This is a genomic window from Natronomonas halophila (assembly GCF_013391085.1).
Classification (GTDB): domain Archaea; phylum Halobacteriota; class Halobacteria; order Halobacteriales; family Haloarculaceae; genus Natronomonas; species Natronomonas halophila.
Genome location: NZ_CP058334.1, coordinates 2,096,942 through 2,115,977 on the forward strand (window position 1 = coordinate 2,096,942; position 19,036 = coordinate 2,115,977).

Consider the following 19,036-nt stretch of genomic DNA (forward strand, 5'->3'; position numbering starts at 1 on the left):
CCCCCTTAAAAAACGTGCGTGATTCGCGCGCGCGGGAGATGCTCCTTAAGAGGACTGCTCTTTGAGAGGATTCGACCGGATACTGCCGGTGAACAACCTACGGACGGCCAAAGCACCTATATAAACACGATGATTCGTTGACATCGTCTCTCGTAACTCGTGTAGACGCCCCCCGAATGACCTCAAATCCCGTCCTGCGGCAGGACCCGATAATCGTTCTGCACGTCGACGACGACCCACAGATGCGGACCCTCGTGAAATACAGCCTCGAACGCGTAAACTGCGCGTTCACCGTCCGAACAGCCGACGGTCCTGACGCTGCACTCGAGGAACTCGACGACGACGTCGAGTGTGTCATCTCGGATTACGAGATGCCGGGGATGAACGGGCTCGAACTCCTCGATGAAGTACGGGCCGAGCGGCCGGATATCCCCTTTATCCTCCTGACCGGGAAGGGCTCGGAGGACGTCGCAGGCGAGGCGGTGACGGCCGGCCTGACGGATTACTTCCAGAAGTCGGATATCGCCAAGCAGTTCCCGGTGTTGGCCCAGCGTATCGAAACCGCAGTCGAAGGCGAGCGCGCGGAAGTGAGCTACCGGGAACTGTTCGAGAAGGCCGTCGACGGCCTCGCGCTGAACGACCCCGAAACCGGTTCCTTCGTCGATGCCAACCCCGCTTTCAGGGACATCCTCGGGCTGAATCAGGCGGAACTGATGGCGATGAGTATCTCGGATATTCGGAGCGTCCCGCCACAGGACGAGCAGGACCCGACGCTGGTCGAGTACCTGCGACGGGCGACGGCGGAGGGGACGACAAGCACCGAAGAGTGCTGTCGGCGCCCCGACGGCGAGCGCTTCTGGGTCGAACTCCAGTTCAAACCCATCGAGGTGAAGGGCCACTCGCTGGTCCTGACGCAGGCGCGGGAAATCACCGAACGCAAGCGGTACGAACAGACGCTATCGGCGCTGCACTCGGCGGTGACCGACATCGTCGGCGCCGAACAGTCCCGGCAGGTCACCGGCAGCGTCCTCTCGGCAGTCGAGGACCTGCTCGCGGCCGACCGGGCGGCGGTGTTCCGCCACGCGCCGGCCGAAAACTGGCTGGAAGTCGTCGACGCCACGTCGCTACCAAGTGTTATCGACGAACTCCCGCTTGACCCCTCTCAGCCGCCCGCTCGCGCCTTCATCGACGGGACGACTATCACCGTCGATGGGGCCTCGGTGTTCGAACACGCTTCGGACGATGCTGACGATGGCCGGACGCTGTTCGTACCCATCGGCTCGGCCGGCGTGCTCGCGGCCGGCTACGACGAGGCGACGTCCTTCGACGGCGACGACCGGGAGTTCGCGGAGATACTCGCAAACGCCGCGGCGGCGGCCTTCGAGCGCATCGAAAAGGAACGGGAAATCGATTCGAGTCGGGAGGAACTCCGCGAGCAGACCGCGGAACTCCAGCGGCTCGAACGCATCAACGCCGCGTTCCGCGAACTCAACGACACCCTGTTGAGCGCCGAGACGCGCGAGGAGGTCTTCGAGGTGGTCTGCGAGCAGTTGAGCGGCATCGAGGGCGTCAAACTCGCCTGGATCGGCGCGCGGACCGACTCGGACGCCCTCGAACCGCAGGTATGGGCCGGCGATATCCCCCAGTATCTCGACAGCGCCGATTTCGAACCCGGGTCGAGCGACGAACCGGCGGCCGTCGCGGCCCGGACCGGCGACGCGGTTCGCGTCGCGAACACGGCGACGGACCTCCAGCGGAAACCCTGGAAGCGGACGGCCCTCTCTCACGGCGTCGAGTCGGCGATGGCGCTTCCCATCGAGGCCGAGGGCGTTACCTTCGGCGTGCTCTCCGTCCTTGCGGGGGATAGAGCGGCGTTCAGCGGCCAGTTCGCGGACCTGCTGTCGGCGGTCGCGTCCTCGGTCGGTGAAACGGTCCACGCCATCGAGCAACGGCAGGGCATCCGGGCGTCCGATACCGTCGAACTCACCTTCGAAATCACGGCCGACGACCACCCCCTCAAACGCCTCGCGGCCGACGCCGGCTGTGAACTGGAGGTCACCGGCGTCATCTCCGAGCCGGACGATACCTGTCGGCTGTTCGTTACCGTCCACGGTGAGTCGCCGAGCCATCTCCAGACTGTCGCCGAGGAAATGAACGCTGTCCGTCGCGTGACGATTGCGACCGAGGACGACGATGGCGGCGCCGTGGAACTGCACCTCGAAGTGCCGCTGTTAGGCGTGGAACTGAACCAGTATGCGGTTCGCATCACGCGCTTGCTCGCGACCGCGGACTCCGTCCGGGCGACGCTGGAACTCGCCCACCCGCAGGACGTTCGGGACGTCGCCGCCGCCATCCGGGAGCGGTATCCGTCGGCGTCGCTGCGCACGAAACGCACCAACACCGAGGAACGCAGCGACTACGACCGCCTGCTCGCGTTCCGTGACTCGCTCACGCCGCGCCAGCGGGAAGTCGTCCACATGGCGTATCTCAACGGCTACTTCGAATCGCCGCGCCGCTGTACGGGCGAGGAACTCGGCGAGAAACTCGGTATCTCCGCACAGGCCGTCTACCAGCACATCCGGAGCGCCGAACGCCGCCTGTTCGACGAGGCGTTCCGCCAGATTCTGACGGTATCGACGCCCGACGACCCGCCCGCATGAGGTTTCGACGCGCCGGTTTCCCGCCGAATCGCGGCGGGGGTTTACTATTCAAGCTGTACCCGACTCACCCCTTTGAACGTCAATAGTGCTACACGTCCGTGAAGAGGTGGTACGGAGTAGTATGCAACGCAGAACTGTGATTGCCAGCATGGGAGCGATACTCGGAACCAGCGTCGGCGCAGCAGCCTACACCAACGCTAACGTGACTCGTGACGCGACCTTTACCGTCTCGACCGACGCGTCCTCGGCGCTCATCGGGCTCAACGCCGGCTCGACGACTGGTGTCACCGAGAGTGGCGACGCGCTCTCGGTCTCGGTTCAGGACCTCAACACCAACGGCACGTTCACCTACGGCGACGGCACGAACATCGGTTCGTCCTACGCGTTCTCGATTACCAACAACGACGGCGGCCAGCGCTCGTTCACACTGGGCTACGGCACCGCCGGCGTCACGTTCGAACTGTTCCAGCAGGGGACCGACTGGACGGACGCGACCTCCCTAGGCGTCGTCGACAGTGCGACGGACGTTACCTGGACCGCGGCCGCTGCCGAGGAGATTCGCGCGGTCATGACCGTCGACACCAGCGGCGTCGCCTCGGGTGCGACCGACCTGGACGGGACGCTGACCATCTCGGCGAACTAACCTCGCCGCTTCTTTCATGATTCGACGAGCGCTGGCACTCGTAGCGGTTGGTGGCTTCCTGCTGTTGGTACTGCCAGGGACGCCGCTCCAGCTCTCGTACGTCTACAGCGACAGTATGGAACCCACCATCGGACAGGGTGACGGCTATATCGTCGGGCCGGCCGGTGACATAACGGCGGGCGACATCATCACGTTCGATTCGGAGTCCCGCGGCGAGTACGTCACACACCGCGTCGTCGCGGTTACTGACGACGGCTACATCACACAAGGTGACAACAACCCATCCACCGACCAGGCCGTCGGCCACCCCGTCGTGACTGACGAGAGCGTCGTCGGGACCGTTCTCGCCGTCCGCGGCCAACCCATCGTCATCCCGGGGCTTGCCGGCATCGCGTCCGCCCTTTCGACGTACTGGCCGCTCGGCGTGCTCGCCGTCCTGCTCGGCGGTGGCCTCATCGAACGCAATCCCCGCGCTCGGGACCTCGTTCGCGTGAACGACCTGATGACGCCGCTCGTGTTCACCGCGGTCGTCGGGACCGCCCTCGCGCTGGCGTACGCGGTGCCGACCTACACGATGGCCTTTACCGCCGTCGTCACCGACGACGGTGGCGGCCGCATCATCGCCGTCGGCGAGTCCGCGACCCGGTCGTTCGAGGTCGCTGCCGGCCCTCGATTTACCTACCAGTTCGTCGAGGGAAGCGGCGTCACGGTCCTCGACGTGGTCGCGAACGGCGACACCGCCGACGTCGAAATCGAGGTTCCCGCACAGTCGACCGGCGGGCTCTACGAGGCCACGGTGACGACCCATTATTACCCCGCGGTTCTCCCCTACCGTCTCGTCAGCGGCCTGCACGCGATTCATCCCGTGGCGGCGTCGTTCGCCTCCATCGGCACCATCGTCGCGCCGCTGTATGCGGTTCACCGGCTCGTCGTCGACGGCCGGGCGCCAATCGTAAGCAAGTCGCGGTCACGCGGCGCGTGGTGGAAGCCCCGATGAGTCGTGGCCGTTCCCGGGCGCGAACCGTCCGGATTCTTCCCCTCGCCGTCCTGCTGGTCGCCGTTTTGCTCGTCGGGGCGACGGTTCTGCCGGCGGCATCCTACTCGACCGGCGACGTCGGCCGCGGGGCTTCCCTCGGCGTGGCCGACGACCCACAGGCGATTCTCGGGCTCGATACCGCCTCGGGCGTCAGAATCGACCATACCGACCAACTCGTCGTCGTCACCAACAACCTCGACAGCGCCGCGACGGTGACGGTCACGCTGGACGGCGACTCGGCGACGAAAGCCGACCTCGTCGTCGACGGCGTCAACGTGGGCAACGAGTACACCACCGACCTGAACCGCTCCGAAAGCAGCACAATCGACGTCTACGTGGGTAACGACACGTCCTACGTCGGTGAGAGCATCGTCTTCGACGCGTCCGCGGACGGCACCGATATCGACGCCGTCGCCACGAACCGGAGCGCAGCCATCGAGGACAGTACCACATGATGCCGACTGCCTCCGCGAAAATCCGGTATCTCGTCGCGACGAGCGGCCGAACGATTCGACAACTCGGCGCGCTCCTCCTCTTGGTTGGGGTCGTGGGCGTCGCGCTGACGATGCTGTTCCCGCCGACGATGGCCGTGGCGGAGGTCACCGACCGGTCGGTCGTCGAAACCGAGACGACCACCACGGCGACCGTCGAGGGCGACCACGCGATGTACACCGCCGGCGAGAACCTGACCGACGAACCGGTATACGTCCGGAGCGTCGCGCCGAACGTCACGGTGACCGCAACGACGCGCGCACCGCCGGACGGCGTCGCGGTCGACCAGCGGGTCTCCATCGTCTACGAAGCGTCCTCGAGGGAAGACGGCGTCTTCCGCGAGCAGAAACAGGCCGTGACGGCAACGTCCGGTACCATCGAACGCGATGGCGAGACCGTCGAAAGCGTCGTGTCGCTTCGGGTCGCCGATATCGCGGCGACGCTGGAGGCGATGCGCGAGGAAATCGGGGACGCCGGTCTCGTGAACGCGTACCTCAACATCGAAACGGTATACGCGAGCGACGGCTACGAGGGTACCCTCGAAGACCAGACCCAACTCGCCGTGAGCGACGACTCCTACCGCATCCCGGCGCTCGAACTCCGAGAGGAACACCGAACGACGACGTCGAAGGTAGAACCGGTCGCGACCGAGGTGTTCCAGCCGACGGTTCCGACCCTCGGTCCCGTCGTCGTTCCGCATCTGACGCCGGTGTTCGGCTTCCTCGCGTTGTTCGGTGTCGTGCTTCTCGGCACGGTCCGGTACGGCCGCACCGAGTTCGATGCCGACCGCGAGCGCGTCACGCTTCACCGCCTCCGCTACGGCGAATGGATCTCGGGCGGTGAACTCCCCCCGGCGCTGGCCGACCACCCGCTTGTCGTGCCCGTGGAGTCGCTCGAAGCGCTCGTCGACGTCGCCATCGACTCGGATACGCGCGTGATTTACGACGCCGACCAGGAGTGTTACGCCGTCATGACGAGCGTGGCCGTCTTCGTCTTCTATCCCGACACCGTCGGTGGCTTCGTGTTCAATAACGGCAACCGGCCGGAGTCGTAGCGATTCGGACTGTTATTTGATGCGGATAGATATCCGGCGCCATGCAGCGGGTATTTACCGCTCGAAGCACTAACCATTAGCAACCGAAATACGCGCCGTCCCCCTGGGAGATGGTCGCTTTGGGTTCGCCGCTCACGATTCGTGCCGCGGCGACCCAACGTCCGCTGTTCTCTCCTGATTTCTCGGCTTTGTCGGGATTCGGGCTGCTATGATCGGATCCAAATAATGGAAATTGAAATCGCAACTATCGGCGGCTACGAAGAGGTCGGCCGGCAGATGACTGCCGTCCGCGCGGGTGAGGACATCGTTATCTTCGACATGGGGCTGAACCTGTCGAAGGTGCTCATCCACGACAACGTTCGAACCGAAAGCATGCACAGTCTCGACCTGATCGACATGGGCGCCATCCCCGACGACCGAGTGATGAGCGACCTCGACGGCGAGGTACAGGCTATCGTGCCCACGCACGGCCACCTCGACCACATCGGCGCCATCTCGAAGCTCGCACACCGCTACGACGCCCCCGTCGTCGGGACGCCCTTTACCATCGAACTGGTCCGCGAGGAGATTCGCGACGACGACAAGTACGATGGCCAAAACGACCTCGTGAAGATGGACCCCGGCGGCACGATGGACATCGGCGACGACTGCGAACTCGAGTTCGTCAACGTCACCCACTCCATCATCGACGCCATCAACCCGGTCCTCCACACGCCCGAGGGCGCCGTCGTCTACGGCCTCGACAAGCGGATGGACCACACGCCGGTCATCGGCGACCCCATCGACATGGACCGGTTCCGCGAAATCGGACAGGAGGGCGTGCTCTGCTACATCGAGGACTGCACGAACGCGAACAAGAAGGGCCGAACGCCTTCCGAATCCGTCGCCCGCGAACAACTGAAAGACGTGATGCACTCGCTTGAGGACTACGACGGCGGTATCGTCGCCACCACGTTCGCCAGCCACATCGCCCGCGTGAGTTCGCTCATCGAGTTCGCCGAGGATATCGGCCGCCAGCCGATTCTGCTGGGCCGCTCGATGGAACAGTACAGCGGCACCGCCGAGCAACTGGGTATCACCGACTACCCCGATGACCTCGAAATGTACGGTCGCCGCCGCGCTATCGACAACGCCTTCGAGCGCATCATGGAGGAGGGCAAGGAGAAGTACCTCCCCGTCGTCACCGGCCACCAGGGCGAGCCGCGGGCGATGCTCACCCGCATGGGTCGCGGCGAAACGTCGTACGAACTGGACAAGGGCGACAAGGTCATCTTCAGCGCCCGTGTCATCCCCGAACCGACCAACGTCGGCCAGCGCTACCAGGCCGAGAAACTCCTCGGCATGCAGGGCGCCCGCATCTACGACGACATCCACGTCTCCGGCCACCTCCGTCAGGAAGGCCACTACGAGATGCTGGAGACCCTCCAGCCGGAGCATCTCATCCCAGCCCACCAGAACCTGAAGGGTCTCTCCGGCTACGTCGAGCTAGCGAGAGGCGAGGGCTACAAAATCGGTCAGGACCTCCACCCGACGGGCAACGGCAACACGATTCAGCTCGTCGAGTAAGTCCTACTCTCGGTTCGCGGGCTCGGCCGGCCGATTCAGGTCTTCTGAACGAAACCACGTATAAAAAGCGACACCGCCCGCGGTCCCGAACGCTACTCCAGCAACAGCAGTTCGGGGTTCTCCAGATACTCCTTGACGGTGTTGACGAACCGAGCGGCGTCGGCGCCGTCGATGACGCGGTGGTCAATGGACAGCGATAGCGTCATGACCTTCCGCGGGACGACCTCACCATCCACGACACGCGGTTTGTCCTTGATGGCACCCAACCCGAGAATCGCGGATTCGGGGTAGTTGATGATGGGGGTGGCGTACTCGCCGCCGATGGCGCCGAAGTTGGTGATGGTGAAGGTGCCGTCCTGCATCTCCTCGCGAGAGATATCGCGGTTCCGGGCCTTCTCGATGAGGTCGCGCATCTCGTCGGCGATATCGAGCATGCCCTTCCGGTCGGCGCCCTTGACGACGGGGACCATCAGGCCGGCGTCGGTCGCCGTCGCGACGCCGATGTTGTAATCGCCCCTGACCACGATTTCCTCGTTTTCCTCGTCGAGTTGGGCGTTGAGGATGGGGTGTTCCTTCAGCGCCGCGACGATGGCCTTCACGACGAAGGGCATGTAGGTGAGTTTCGTATCGCGGGCCTCGGCCTTCTCCTTGAGGCGCCCGCGGGTCTCCACGAGTCGCGTCACGTCCACGTCGTCGTGGTGGGTGACGTGTGGCGCGGTGAATTTCGATTTCTCCATCTGCTTGCCGATGGTGCGCCGGACGCCACGGTAGGGGATGCGCTCGTCTTCGCCGGTTGCTTCGATTTCGGGGCCAGCGCCGCCCTCCGCGCCCGAAACGGCTTCGGCGTCGGCCGCCTGCGCCTGCTGTTGGGCCTCGGCGTACTCGCGGACCTGCTCGTCGGTGACGAAGGGTTCGCCGTCCTTCGTCCGCTCGGTGGGGACGGCATCGAGGTCGACACCCTTCTCTTCGGCGAGTTTGCGGGTCGACGGCGCCGCAAGCGTCCGCTCGCGGTCGGCGCTTTCGACGGATGCCGCACCGCTACCGCCGCTCGTGGCGGCTTCCGTGCCGTCGGTGTCCGTCGACAGTTCAGCCTCGCCCTCGTCGGCGGTAATCTTCCGCGTCGCGGATTTGACCTCGGATTCGGCTTCGCTGGCCGCCTCCTCGGTGGCTTCCTCGCCGGCGGAGGCTTCGGCGGCCTCGCGGACGTCCGCTTCAGTCACACGGCCGCCGGGACCGGAGCCCTCGACGGCCCCGATGCTAACACCCAGTTCGCGGGCCAGCCGTCGGGCCGAGGGCGCGGCGAAGACGCGGCCGCTGGTCTCCTCGATTTCGGCCTCCGGTTCGCCGGGTTCGCTGGCGGGCGCTTCTTCGGGTTCGGTCGGTTCCGGCTCCGGTTCCTCGCCTTCCACGTCGAAGGTGATGATGACGGTGCCGACGGGCACCATCTCGCCTTCCTCGGCGAGAATCTCGCGAACGGTGCCGTTGACGGGCGCGGGCACTTCGACGACCGCCTTGTCCGTCTCGACTTCGGCGACCGGTTGGTCCTCCGTGACCGTGTCGCCGGGTTCGACGAGCCAGTTGACGATTTCCGCCTCGGTGAGTCCTTCGCCGACGTCGGGGAGTTTGAATTCGCGTACCATGTTAGGCGTCGTAGGTGTCTCGAATCGCGTCTTCGATGCGCGTCTCCTCCGGCATGTAGTAGTCCTCCAGCGCGTACAGCGGGTAAGGCACGTCGAAGCCCGTCACGCGCTGTATCGGTGCTTCCTGGTAGTAGAGGGCGTCCTCCTGAATCGTCGCGGTGAGTTCGCCCGCGAGGCCGCCCGTCTTGGGCGCCTCGTGGACGACGACTGCACGCCCCGTCTTCTTGAAGGATTCGAGGACCGTCTCCTCGTCGAGCGGCGAGAGGGTCCGGAGGTCGACCACCTCGACGTCGATGCCGTCCTCCGCAACCGATTCGGCGGCCGCGATGGACGGTCGGGTCATCGCACCCCACGTAAACAGCGAGACATCCGAGCCTTCGCGACGCACTGCGGCCTCGCCCAACTCGACCGTGTAGGGGTCGTCGGGCACCTCCTCGCGGAAGGCCCGGTAGATGAGTTTGGGCTCGAGGAAGACCACGGGGTCCGGCGACCGAATCGCCGCCGCGAGCATCCCTTTCGCGTCGTAGGGCGTCGAGGGGATGGCGACTTTCAGGCCGGCCTCGTGGGCGTAGAAGGCCTCCTTGGATTCGGAGTGGTGTTCCGGCGCACGGATGCCGCCGCCGTAGGGCGCGCGGATGACCATCGGCAGCGAGAAGCGCCCCCGCGAGCGGTTCCGGAAGCGGGCGGCGTGGCTGACGATCTGGTCGAAGCCGGGGTACATGAATCCGGAGAACTGGATTTCGGGGACCGGCTTCATGCCGTAGGCGGCCATGCCGACGGCGGTGCCGATGATGCCTGATTCCGCAAGCGGCGTGTCGATGACGCGCTGCTCGCCGAACTCGTCGTAGAGGCCTTCGGTCGCGCGGAAGACGCCGCCGTTCTTGCCGACGTCCTCGCCCATCACGACGACGTCGTCGTCCCGTTGCATCTCGCCTTTCATGCCGTCCCGTACCGCCTGGACGAGCGTGAGGTTCTGCGAACTCATTCTAACAGCTCCTCGTCGCCGTGTCGTTCACGCAGTTGTTCGAGATACTCGAGCTGTTCTTCGAGCCGTTCGGGCATCTCCTCGTAGACGTGTTCGAACATCTCCGAGGGCTCGGGCCGCTCGGTGCTTTCGGCCTCGTCGATGGCCTCGGCCACCTCGTCTTCGACCTGCTGGCCGATGGTCTCGACGCGCTCGTCGTCGAGGATGCCCTCGTTCCGGAGGTAGGCTTCCAGCCGCGGAATCGGGTCCTTGGCCTTCCAGCGTTCGACCTCCTCGTCGTCCCGGTAGACCGAGGGGTCGTCGGCAGTGGTGTGGGCGCCGAAACGGTACTGGACTGCTTCGATCATCGTCGGCCGCGTCGCGTGGCCGGGGGCGTCGTCGCCCGCTTCCTCGGGGTTTTTGGCCTTCTCGAGGGCCTCCTTCGTCACCTTATAAACGGCGAGGGGGTCCATCCCGTCGACCTGCACGCCCTCGAAACCGTAGGCGTGGGCCTTCTGGGCCAGCGTCGCCGAGGCGGACTGCCGTTCGCGGGGTACCGAAATCGCCCACTGGTTGTTGTTACAGAAGAAGACCGTCGGCGTATCGAAGACGCCCGCGAAGTTGAGTCCCTCGTGGAAATCGCCCTCGCTGGTGGCGCCGTCGCCGAAATAACAGAGAAAGGCCTCGTCGCCGTCGCCCTTCATCTTCGAGGCCCACGCCGCGCCGGTGGCGTGGGGAATCTGTGAGGCGATCGGGACGGCGACGGGGAAGATGTTGAGGTCCGCCAGTTTGTTGCCGCGCTCGTCGCCCATCCAGTAGCGGAGCGTCTCGTGGAGTTCCAACCCGCGCACGTAGGCGGCGCCGTGTTCGCGGTAACTCGGTACTATCCAGTCCTGTGGGTCCAGTGCGGCCGCACTGCCGACCTGCGCGCCCTCCTGCCCGGACAGCGGCGGATACGTTCCCATCCGCCCCTGTCGTTGCAGGCTGACCGCCCGCTGGTCGAAGTGACGCGCCAGCCGCATCTGCCGATACATCTCGATGAGGCTGTCGTCATCGAGGTCCGGTACCTCGGCGCCGTCGACGACACGACCGTCCTCGTCGAGTATCTGCACGCGGTCCCGCGGGTCTCGCTGCAGTATACTCATAGGTCCCTCCGTCGCATAGGGTGATTGTCCAAGGCCGACGGCATAGTGTTTACGTAAATTTTGCCACGTTTGAAAGGACACGCGAATAGTGGATGGATGGCCGATAACGACGGCAGTTATAGTCAAAACGTTATAATACAGTGGTTTAAAAATGTCCAAACCGAACAGGTGGGTATTCGCCCCGTTTCGTAACGGTTCGATATGACGGTGATTCCGAAAACGATGGGACGATACTGTGACGCCTGTGGGACGCGAATCCACAGCCCGGAGAGTCAGAAGGTCTGCATGGAACCCCACGACCGAACCGAGACCTACGAATCCGTGGTGGTCCACATCGCCTGTCCCTGCCCAGACCACGGCTGGGATGGTGACTTCGCGTATCCGGGCCAGGAGTGAGCGACTCCGTATACCGGCCGAAGCGGTCGGGGTCGTGTAGTCCGATGCCTCCGTGACCTCAATCAGCGGCTTCGCGTTGCTCGGCCATGCTACGTGCCTCTTCGACGCTTTTCCCATCCCGAAGCAGCGCCTCCACGAAGAACTCGCCGGCCTTGAACGACGACCGGACCATCGGCCCGGAGGCACAGTAGAGGAAGCCGAACTCCTCTTCGGCGACCCGCTTCCAGACGTCGAAGGCGTCAGGATGGACGTACTCGAAGACCTCCAGATGCGACCGCGAGGGCTGGAGGTACTGGCCGAAGGTGACGATGTCGACGTCGTTTTCCCGCAAATCCGACAGCGTCTGATAGATTTCGTGGTCGTACTCGCCGACGCCGAGCATGAGGCTCGTCTTGGTGTAGATGTCCGACTCCTCGCTGACCTGCTTCAGCACCGACAGCGACTGCTCGTAGTCGGCCCGGCGGTCCCGGATCGGCCACTGGAGGCGCTCGACGGTCTCGACGTTGTGGGCGATGACGTCCGGCCCGGCGTCGATAATCTTCCGGACGTCCTCGGGGTCGCCCTGGAAGTCCGGAATCAGCGTCTCGACGAGAATCGAGGAATCGAGCCGTTTGATTTCCCGGATGGTTTCGGCGAAGTGGGCCGCGCCGCCGTCCTCGAGGTCGTCGCGGTCGACCGACGTGAGGACGACGTAATCGAGGCCGATTTCGGCGACGGCCTCGGCGACGTTCCGGGGTTCGTCGGGGTCCAGCGGCTCCATCCCGCCGGTTTCGACGTCACAGAAGTTACAGCCACGGGAACAGCGGTCGCCCATCAGCATGAACGTCGCCGTCCCGGGGCCGTTACGGCCGCTCCAACAGTCCCCGAGGTTCGGACAGTTGGCCTCCTCACAGACCGTATGGAGGTTCCGGTCCCGGAGCGTCTCCTTGATTTCGGCGAACCGCTCGCCGCTCGGGGGCCGGGTCTTGAGCCACTCTGGCTTGCGGCGCCGACTGCTCATACCCTACCGTTCGACTCCGCCGCCAAAAGCATACGGTGTCTCCCGGACCCACGCGCCGCCCCGCCGAGTGCTGTCACCACCACCGATTTATATTCAACTGTTATAGGTCCCCGTATGACGAACACGCGCAGACCGGCCCCGACCGAGAAGCCGGTCGTGCTCACCATCGCGGGCAGCGATTCGGGCGGTGGCGCCGGGATTCAGGCCGACCTCAAGACCATCGAGGCGACCGGCGGCTTCGGCACCTCGGCGGTCACCGCCGTAACCGCCCAGAACACGACGGGCGTCGAATCGAGCCATGTCCTCCCCATCGCGGAACTGGAGGCTCAACTCGACGCCGTGTTGTCGGATTTCGACGTTCGGGCGGCCAAGACCGGCATGCTCGCGACCGCCGAGGTAGTCGAGACGGTGGCCGACTACGCCGCCGACTTCGACTTTCCGCTGGTGGTCGACCCCGTGATGGTCGCCGCGACGGGCGACCGCCTGCTGACCGAGGCCGCCGAGGACGCCTACGAGGACCTCATCGCGGAGGCGACGCTCGTGACGCCGAACGCCGACGAGGCGGCCGTGTTGACCGATATCGATGTCGGTGGCAGCGGCCATCCTGACGAGGCGGGCGCCCGCCTCGCCGGCCAGCGCGTGCTGACGATGGGCGCCGACGCCGCGCTGGTGAAGGGTGGCCACATGCCCGGCGACGAAGTCCTCGACGTACTGGTCACCGAGGAGACCATCGAGACGGCCCGCCACCCGCGAGTCGACACCGACGCCACCCACGGCTCGGGCTGTACGCTGTCGGCGGCTATCGCCACCCGACTGGCCCGCGGCGAATCGCTGGCCGACGCCGTCGGTCGGAGCGTCGACTTCATGGAGCGGGCCGTCCGCTACCACCACGACGTCGGGGCGGGTCCGGGTGCGGTCCACCACCTCGTCGATTTGCGGAACGACGCGGCCCGCGACGAAACTGCCGAACGCGTTTCCGACATCGTCGAGTGGTTCGTCGAGGAGAACGTCCGGCCGCTGGTGCCCGAGGTGGGGATGAACGTCGTCGCGGCGACGCCCTACGCCGAGGAACCGGGAGACGCGGCCGCTGTCGAGGGTCGAATCACGAAAACCATCGACGGCATCGCGCCGAACCGCGGCGTCCGGTTCGGGGCCTCCAGCCACGTCGCACGGTTCCTTCTGGGCGCCCGCGAGTACCATCCGGAGTTCCGCTTTGCGGTCAACTGCCGGTTCGACGACGACGTCGAGGACGCGCTGTCGTCGCTCGACTGGAGCGTGGTCGAATACGACCGCAGCGAGGAACCGGACGGTGCCGACTCGACGATGGAGTGGGCCGCGGGCGAGGTCTTCGCGCCCGACGCGGAACCACCGGTTGCGGTCGTCGACCGCGGTGCGGTCGGTAAGGAGGCCATAACGAAACTCCTCGCCGCCGACGGCCGGACGGTCGCCGAGCGGGTCGTCGAACTGCAGCGCGAACTCGACCGCCCCGACGAACACGTCTGACGTACCGCCGTCTGCGGGATTATATCCCCTTTACCGCGCGGGTGCTTTATATTGGAGCAACGTTCAGAACGAACGAAATACCCCCTTGCTGTCGTGCGATTTAATAACACTCACACGGAGCGTATGGGTGTAATTATTTATAGGACTCGGCAATAACTACCTCCCATGGAAAATCTGTTGAATCACGACAGTATTGACCGCCGTACCGTTCTGAAAGGTGCTGGTGCGCTCGGAATCACATCGCTCGCCGGCTGTACCGGCGACAGTGGCAACGGGAACGGAAACGGCAACGGCAACGGAAATGGGAACGGAAACGGCAACGGTGACACCGAGGTCATTCGCTGGCACGCTGGCGGGACCGGCGGGACCTACTTCCCGCTTTCCGGCGAGTTCGAGACCGTCGTCGAGGAGAACACGGACTACGCGATGGAAGTCTCCGCGACGGGCGCCTCCGTCGAGAACGTCGGCAGCCTCGCAAACGGCGACGCCGACTTCGCGCTCATCCAGAACGACATCGCCTACTTCGCCCGCAACGGGACGGGCATCGACGCCTTCGAGGACAACGCCATCGATAACCTCCGCGGTGTCGCGACGCTGTACCCCGAGACCATCACCATCGTCCTCCGGCCCGGCGCTGGCATCGAATCCATCGCCGACATGGAAGGCATGCGCGTCAACACCGGCGACCTCGGCTCCGGGACGCAGGTCAACGCCCTCCAGATTCTGGAGGCCGCCGCGGGCCTGACGCCCGACGACTTCGAGGAGCAGAACACCGACTTCACGCAGGCCGCAAACCAGATTCAGGACGGCGACATCGACGCCGCCTTCGTCGTCGGTGGCTGGCCGGTCGGTGCCATCGAGGAACTGGCGACCACGACCGATATCGACCTCCTCAGTCTCAGCGACGAGGAACGCACCGCCGTCAAGGATGCCGCCTCCTGGTTCGCCGATGACACCATCCCCGCCGGCACCTACGAGGGCATCGAATCCGCGACCGAAACCGTCTCCGTGCAGGCGATGATCGCCACCCGAGCGGAGTACGATGCCGAAGTCGTCGAGAACGTCACCGCGGCCATCTTCGACAACCTCGACGGTCTGAGTATCAAGACGGACTTCATCAGCGTCGACTCCGCCCAGGACGGCATGTCCATCGAACTCCACGAGGGCGCGGCCCAGTACTTCGAATAACGTGAATCGACGAGCGTGGCTCCTTGTCGCCGTCACGCTCGCCTTCGTCTGTGTAGGCGCTGTAACCGCCACCGGCGGGGCAACCGAAACCGTTCTCGTCGTCACCGACAGCGACGGCGAGGACATCCTCGTCACGCCGGTCGACGACGGGACCGAAGTCACCGTCGAATACACACACAGCGTCGAAAAGACACTCGTTAGCGACGTCTACGAGGTCCGCAACGGGACGCTCGTGATGACGCACATGAAATTCAGTTCGTATGGCGCCGGCCTTCCGTCGACCGTCCCCGTGACCGAAGTCGACGGAAGGTACGTCTATTACCCGCCGGAACGGAGCTACGACCCCCTTCGAATTACGACCGGATTCGTCGCCGAACACGACCTCATCGTCGGCGACAAGCGGTACGATATCGCCGAGCGTGCCGATGGCGGCACCGTCGAGATACACGTCGAGACACGACTCAAAAGACCATGGTAGACGATACATCGACTGACGAGGATCGGCCGGCCGACGAGGACAAGCCAACCGACGAGATGTCCGAGGCGGACGCCGAGAGCATCCTCGAAGAGATAGAACGGAAACGCTCGCTTCGCGGTGCCGGCGTCGTCGTCGTCGCCACCGTTGGCATCATCTTCTCGCTGTTCCAGTTGTGGCTCGCCGCCCGTGGCTTCGTCTTCGATGCGACGCTGCCGTTCGTCGGCACCGTCCAACTCGCCGCCCTCCAGCAACTCCAGATTCGCGCGATTCACGTCAACTTCGCGCTCATCATGGCGTTTCTGTTATACCCGCTTTCCGACGGGACGGGTGGGGTCGCGCGACGACTCGGGCGGATACCGCCCGCGACTCGTGAGCAGTTCGGCGACTCGCCTGTGACGTCCGTCGTCGACCGGGTTGGGGCCGTAATCAGCTGGTTCTTCGTCGACGAGAACCGCGACCGCATCCTGCCGGCCGACATCGTCCTCATCGCCCTGTCGCTTCTGCCGACCATCTACTACGCTACCCAGTATCAGGAGGTCGTCGACGTCGTCCGCCTGTTCGGGCTCCGTCGGGCCGCGCCGGTCGGCGAACTCTACCCGTTCCTCGACCCCATCGCCATCGGCCCGCTGGCGTCGTGGCCCGTCGCCTACATGATGGGCGTGCTGGCCATCCTGCTCGTGCTGGAGGCCACGCGCCGCGCGCTCGGTATCCTCCTGACGGGACTGGTCAGCGTCTTCATCCTCTATGGCCGCTACGGCTGGCTCATCCCCCGTGACGCGCCGGGTATCGGCCTGCTTGCGACCAGCCAACTCCGCTGGGACCAGGTCGTCCAGAACCTCTGGTACACCGTCGAGGGCATCCTCGGGGTCCCGGTCAGCGTCAGCGTCCGGTTCATCTACATCTTCATCCTCTTCGGCGCCTTCCTGGAGATGTCCGGCGCCGGCAAGTGGTTCATCGACCTGGCCTACTCGCTGACCGGCACCCGGAAGGGCGGCCCCGCGAAGGCCAGCGTCGTCTCCTCCGGCTTCATGGGAATGCTCAGCGGCTCCTCCGTCGCCAACACGGTCACCACGGGCGCGTTGACGATTCCGCTGATGAAGCGCTCGGGCTACTCGCCGGAGTTCTCCGGTGCCGTCGAATCCTCCGTCTCCTCGGGCGGCCAGATTCTCCCGCCCGTGATGGGTGCGGCGGCCTTCCTCATCGTCGAATTCACGGGCACGCCGTTCCGTGACGTCATCATCGCCGCGACCCTGCCCGCTATCGCCTTCTTCTTCGGGATGTGGATTATGGTCCACTTCGAGGCGGTCAAACACGATATCGGCGGTCTCACCCGCGGGGAACTACTCGATATCGGACCGCACATGAAACACGGGTGGTTCTACCTCGTCCCGCTCGGCCTGCTGCTGTACTACATCGTCATCGCGCGGCTCTCCATCGGCCGCGCCGGCTGGTACACCATCGTCGCTACCGTCACGCTCACCGCGCTGGTGGCGGCCTACGACCGCGATATCGGCCCGGTGCTGCTCGGGAGCATCTTCGCGTTGGCGACCGCAACCGTCCTCTCGCAGTACTTCGCCGGGACGACGATTCTCGGTCTCGTCCTCGGTGAGGCTGGTGCCGGTCTGGGTCTCGCTGCGGCCATCCGGGCAGCGATTCCGTCGATGGCCGCCATCGTCCTCGTCGTGAGCGTCCTCGCGATGTTGGCCCGGCCGCTGACCGAGGCGCCGCTGCTCGAACTCGACGATGCGGTCTACGACGCCGCCAACGCCGTCGACGAGAAGGTCGGCTACAACGCCGCCTCGACGCGGGCGGGCGCCTTCGGCACCTTCGTCGTCAAGTCGCTGGACAACGGCGCCCGGACCGCGACGGTCGTCGTCGTCGCCGTCGCCGCGGCGGGCGTCATCCCCGGCATCATCAACCTGACCGGCCTCGGCGGGAGCCTCCGGTCGCTCATCCTCACCGTCTCCGGCGGGTCGTTCGTCGTGCTCCTGCTTCTGACCGGCATCTCGGCCATCATCGTCGGGATGGGGATGCCGACGACGGTCATGTACATCATCATCGTCGTCCTGCTCGGGCCGACGATGCAGGAGTTCGGCGTCGCCCTGCTGGGCGCACACCTGTTCGTCCTCTATTTCGGCCTGATGGCCGACGTGACGCCGCCGGTGGCCGTCGCCGCTTACGCCGCGGCGGGTATCGCGAAATCCGACGCCTTCGAAACCGGCAAACAGGCGTTCCTGCTGTCGCTGAACAAGATTCTCGTCCCCTTCGCGTTCATCTTCGCGCCCGGTATCATGTTCCTCCGCCAGCGCGAGAGCGGCGAGTGGGTGACGCTGGCTGCCTCGGACCTCGCCGATATCGGCTTCCTCGTTCCCGAAGTCATCATCCCGGTGGTAGGGATGTTCGCTGGCGTCTACGCGCTGGCGCCGTCCATCATCGGCTACTACCGCACCGACGTCCGCCTGAATGCCCGCGTTGCCTTCGGTATCGCGTCGCTGCTGCTGTCGGCGCCCGGCCTGGTGCTGATGCCGGCCGGCACGGCGCTCGGCATGGTCGGCATCGACGTCGTCAGTTACACGGTTACGACCGATATCGTGCTCCGGGTAATCGGCGGCGTGCTGCTCGTCGTCCTCGTAGTCGCCAACCGCCGCCGCGCCGACGCGGAAGGCGAGGGCGAAGACGAACCCGAATCGACTGACACGACGCCGACGGCGGCCTGACGATGGCCGCCTGACGGCCCCACCGGCCGTGCGTGTCCGGCCACGCTCCCCACCAGCCCTTTTGAATCGCCGCGCGAGGCTCTCGGTATGGAGCCCGAACGGTTCTTCCACGTCGCCATCAAGACCGACGACCTCGAGGAGAGCGTCGCCTTCTACCGCGAGTTGTTCGGCGGGACCGTCGTCGACGAAAGCGCCCCTGACGAGGCGGTCCAGTACGTCGCCCTCGAAGTCGCCGACAAGCGGGTCTACGTCTTCGAGAAAGCGCCCTACGAGGCCGACGGTGTCGTCGACGACTTGCCGACCGGGTTCCTCCATTTCGGCTTCGTCGTCCCGAGCGTCGACGCCGCCGTCGAGACGCTGACCGACGCGGGCGCCGACCTGCTGATGGAACCGGCCACCTTCGGCGAGTTGCGAATCGCCTTCGTCTACGACCCAAGCGGCACGCGCGTGGAGTTGCTGGAGGAGCTGTAGCCCGCCAGCGGCGACGTTCGCAGGGAACGACACGCATATCTGTCGTAGTGACGAGGTGCAGATAATGAGTGCCGCGATAGCCT

Annotated in this window: 16 protein-coding genes; 12 read left to right on the top strand and 4 right to left on the bottom strand. The window is 65.2% G+C overall.

The features are described 5' to 3' along the window. The first annotated feature begins 176 nt into the window (after positions 1 to 176). From HWV23_RS11175 to HWV23_RS11200, 6 genes are all read left to right on the top strand, one after another. Positions 177 to 2,660 carry a bacterio-opsin activator domain-containing protein gene (locus tag HWV23_RS11175; protein WP_178290479.1) on the top strand — a complete coding sequence of 828 codons (2,484 nt, stop codon included), beginning with the start codon at positions 177 to 179 and terminating at the stop codon, positions 2,658 to 2,660. 121 nt (positions 2,661 to 2,781) lie between these two features. Continuing rightward, positions 2,782 to 3,303, top strand: coding sequence for a hypothetical protein (locus HWV23_RS11180; RefSeq protein WP_178290480.1), 522 nt, complete (start codon positions 2,782 to 2,784; stop codon positions 3,301 to 3,303). Between the two features lie 16 nt (positions 3,304 to 3,319). After that, positions 3,320 to 4,300 (top strand): signal peptidase I, encoded by a 981-nt coding sequence (locus HWV23_RS11185; RefSeq protein WP_178290481.1) that lies wholly within the window; start codon positions 3,320 to 3,322, stop codon positions 4,298 to 4,300. Next, positions 4,297 to 4,794 carry a hypothetical protein gene (locus HWV23_RS11190; protein WP_178290482.1) on the top strand — a complete coding sequence of 166 codons (498 nt, stop codon included), beginning with the start codon at positions 4,297 to 4,299 and terminating at the stop codon, positions 4,792 to 4,794. The genes HWV23_RS11185 and HWV23_RS11190 overlap by 4 nt, the downstream gene beginning before the upstream one ends. Further along, complete coding sequence (locus HWV23_RS11195; protein WP_178290483.1) at positions 4,791 to 5,885, top strand: DUF5305 family protein; 1,095 nt, start codon at positions 4,791 to 4,793, stop codon at positions 5,883 to 5,885. Before HWV23_RS11190 ends, HWV23_RS11195 begins: the two co-directional genes overlap by 4 nt. Positions 5,886 to 6,110: 225 nt before the next feature. Beyond that, a complete protein-coding gene (locus tag HWV23_RS11200) occupies positions 6,111 to 7,451 on the top strand; it encodes an RNase J family beta-CASP ribonuclease (protein ID WP_178290484.1) in 1,341 nt (446 codons plus the stop codon). A gap of 92 nt (positions 7,452 to 7,543) precedes the next feature. Here the strand turns inward: HWV23_RS11200 and HWV23_RS11205 are convergent, their stop codons facing one another. Genes HWV23_RS11205 through pdhA form a run of 3 tightly spaced genes read right to left on the bottom strand, consistent with a single transcriptional unit; the run spans position 7,544 to position 11,200 of the window. Then, positions 7,544 to 9,091, bottom strand: coding sequence for a dihydrolipoamide acetyltransferase family protein (locus HWV23_RS11205; RefSeq protein WP_178290485.1), 1,548 nt, complete (start codon positions 9,089 to 9,091; stop codon positions 7,544 to 7,546). Position 9,092: 1 nt separating this feature from the next. Next, positions 9,093 to 10,076, bottom strand: a complete 984-nt coding sequence (locus HWV23_RS11210) for an alpha-ketoacid dehydrogenase subunit beta (protein ID WP_178290486.1) — start codon at positions 10,074 to 10,076, stop codon at positions 9,093 to 9,095. Further along, positions 10,073 to 11,200: a pyruvate dehydrogenase (acetyl-transferring) E1 component subunit alpha gene (gene pdhA / locus HWV23_RS11215; RefSeq protein WP_178290487.1), complete on the bottom strand. Its 1,128-nt coding sequence runs from the start codon at positions 11,198 to 11,200 to the stop codon at positions 10,073 to 10,075. Before pdhA ends, HWV23_RS11210 begins: the two co-directional genes overlap by 4 nt. A 201-nt stretch (positions 11,201 to 11,401) precedes the next feature. On the opposite strand from pdhA, the gene HWV23_RS11220 reads away from it, so the two are divergent. After that, positions 11,402 to 11,596, top strand: coding sequence for a hypothetical protein (locus tag HWV23_RS11220; protein WP_178290488.1), 195 nt, complete (start codon positions 11,402 to 11,404; stop codon positions 11,594 to 11,596). A 58-nt stretch (positions 11,597 to 11,654) separates the two neighbouring features. Here HWV23_RS11220 and lipA read toward each other — a convergent pair whose 3' ends face one another. Continuing rightward, positions 11,655 to 12,596, bottom strand: coding sequence for a lipoyl synthase (gene lipA, locus HWV23_RS11225; protein ID WP_178290489.1), 942 nt, complete (start codon positions 12,594 to 12,596; stop codon positions 11,655 to 11,657). 114 nt (positions 12,597 to 12,710) lie between these two features. On the opposite strand from lipA, the gene thiD reads away from it, so the two are divergent. From thiD to HWV23_RS11250, 5 genes are all read left to right on the top strand, one after another. After that, the gene (thiD, locus tag HWV23_RS11230; protein ID WP_178290490.1) at positions 12,711 to 14,099 is read left to right on the top strand and encodes a bifunctional hydroxymethylpyrimidine kinase/phosphomethylpyrimidine kinase; all 1,389 of its coding nucleotides are present in this window, start codon (positions 12,711 to 12,713) and stop codon (positions 14,097 to 14,099) included. A gap of 165 nt (positions 14,100 to 14,264) precedes the next feature. Beyond that, positions 14,265 to 15,287 (top strand): TAXI family TRAP transporter solute-binding subunit, encoded by a 1,023-nt coding sequence (locus tag HWV23_RS11235; RefSeq protein ID WP_178290491.1) that lies wholly within the window; start codon positions 14,265 to 14,267, stop codon positions 15,285 to 15,287. A gap of 1 nt (position 15,288) precedes the next feature. Further along, positions 15,289 to 15,765 (top strand): DUF1850 domain-containing protein, encoded by a 477-nt coding sequence (locus HWV23_RS11240; RefSeq protein WP_178290492.1) that lies wholly within the window; start codon positions 15,289 to 15,291, stop codon positions 15,763 to 15,765. Then, positions 15,759 to 18,482 (top strand): TRAP transporter permease, encoded by a 2,724-nt coding sequence (locus HWV23_RS11245; RefSeq protein ID WP_178290493.1) that lies wholly within the window; start codon positions 15,759 to 15,761, stop codon positions 18,480 to 18,482. The genes HWV23_RS11240 and HWV23_RS11245 overlap by 7 nt, the downstream gene beginning before the upstream one ends. An 87-nt stretch (positions 18,483 to 18,569) precedes the next feature. Beyond that, positions 18,570 to 18,953 carry a VOC family protein gene (locus HWV23_RS11250; RefSeq protein ID WP_178290494.1) on the top strand — a complete coding sequence of 128 codons (384 nt, stop codon included), beginning with the start codon at positions 18,570 to 18,572 and terminating at the stop codon, positions 18,951 to 18,953. Positions 18,954 to 19,036 lie beyond the last annotated feature (83 nt).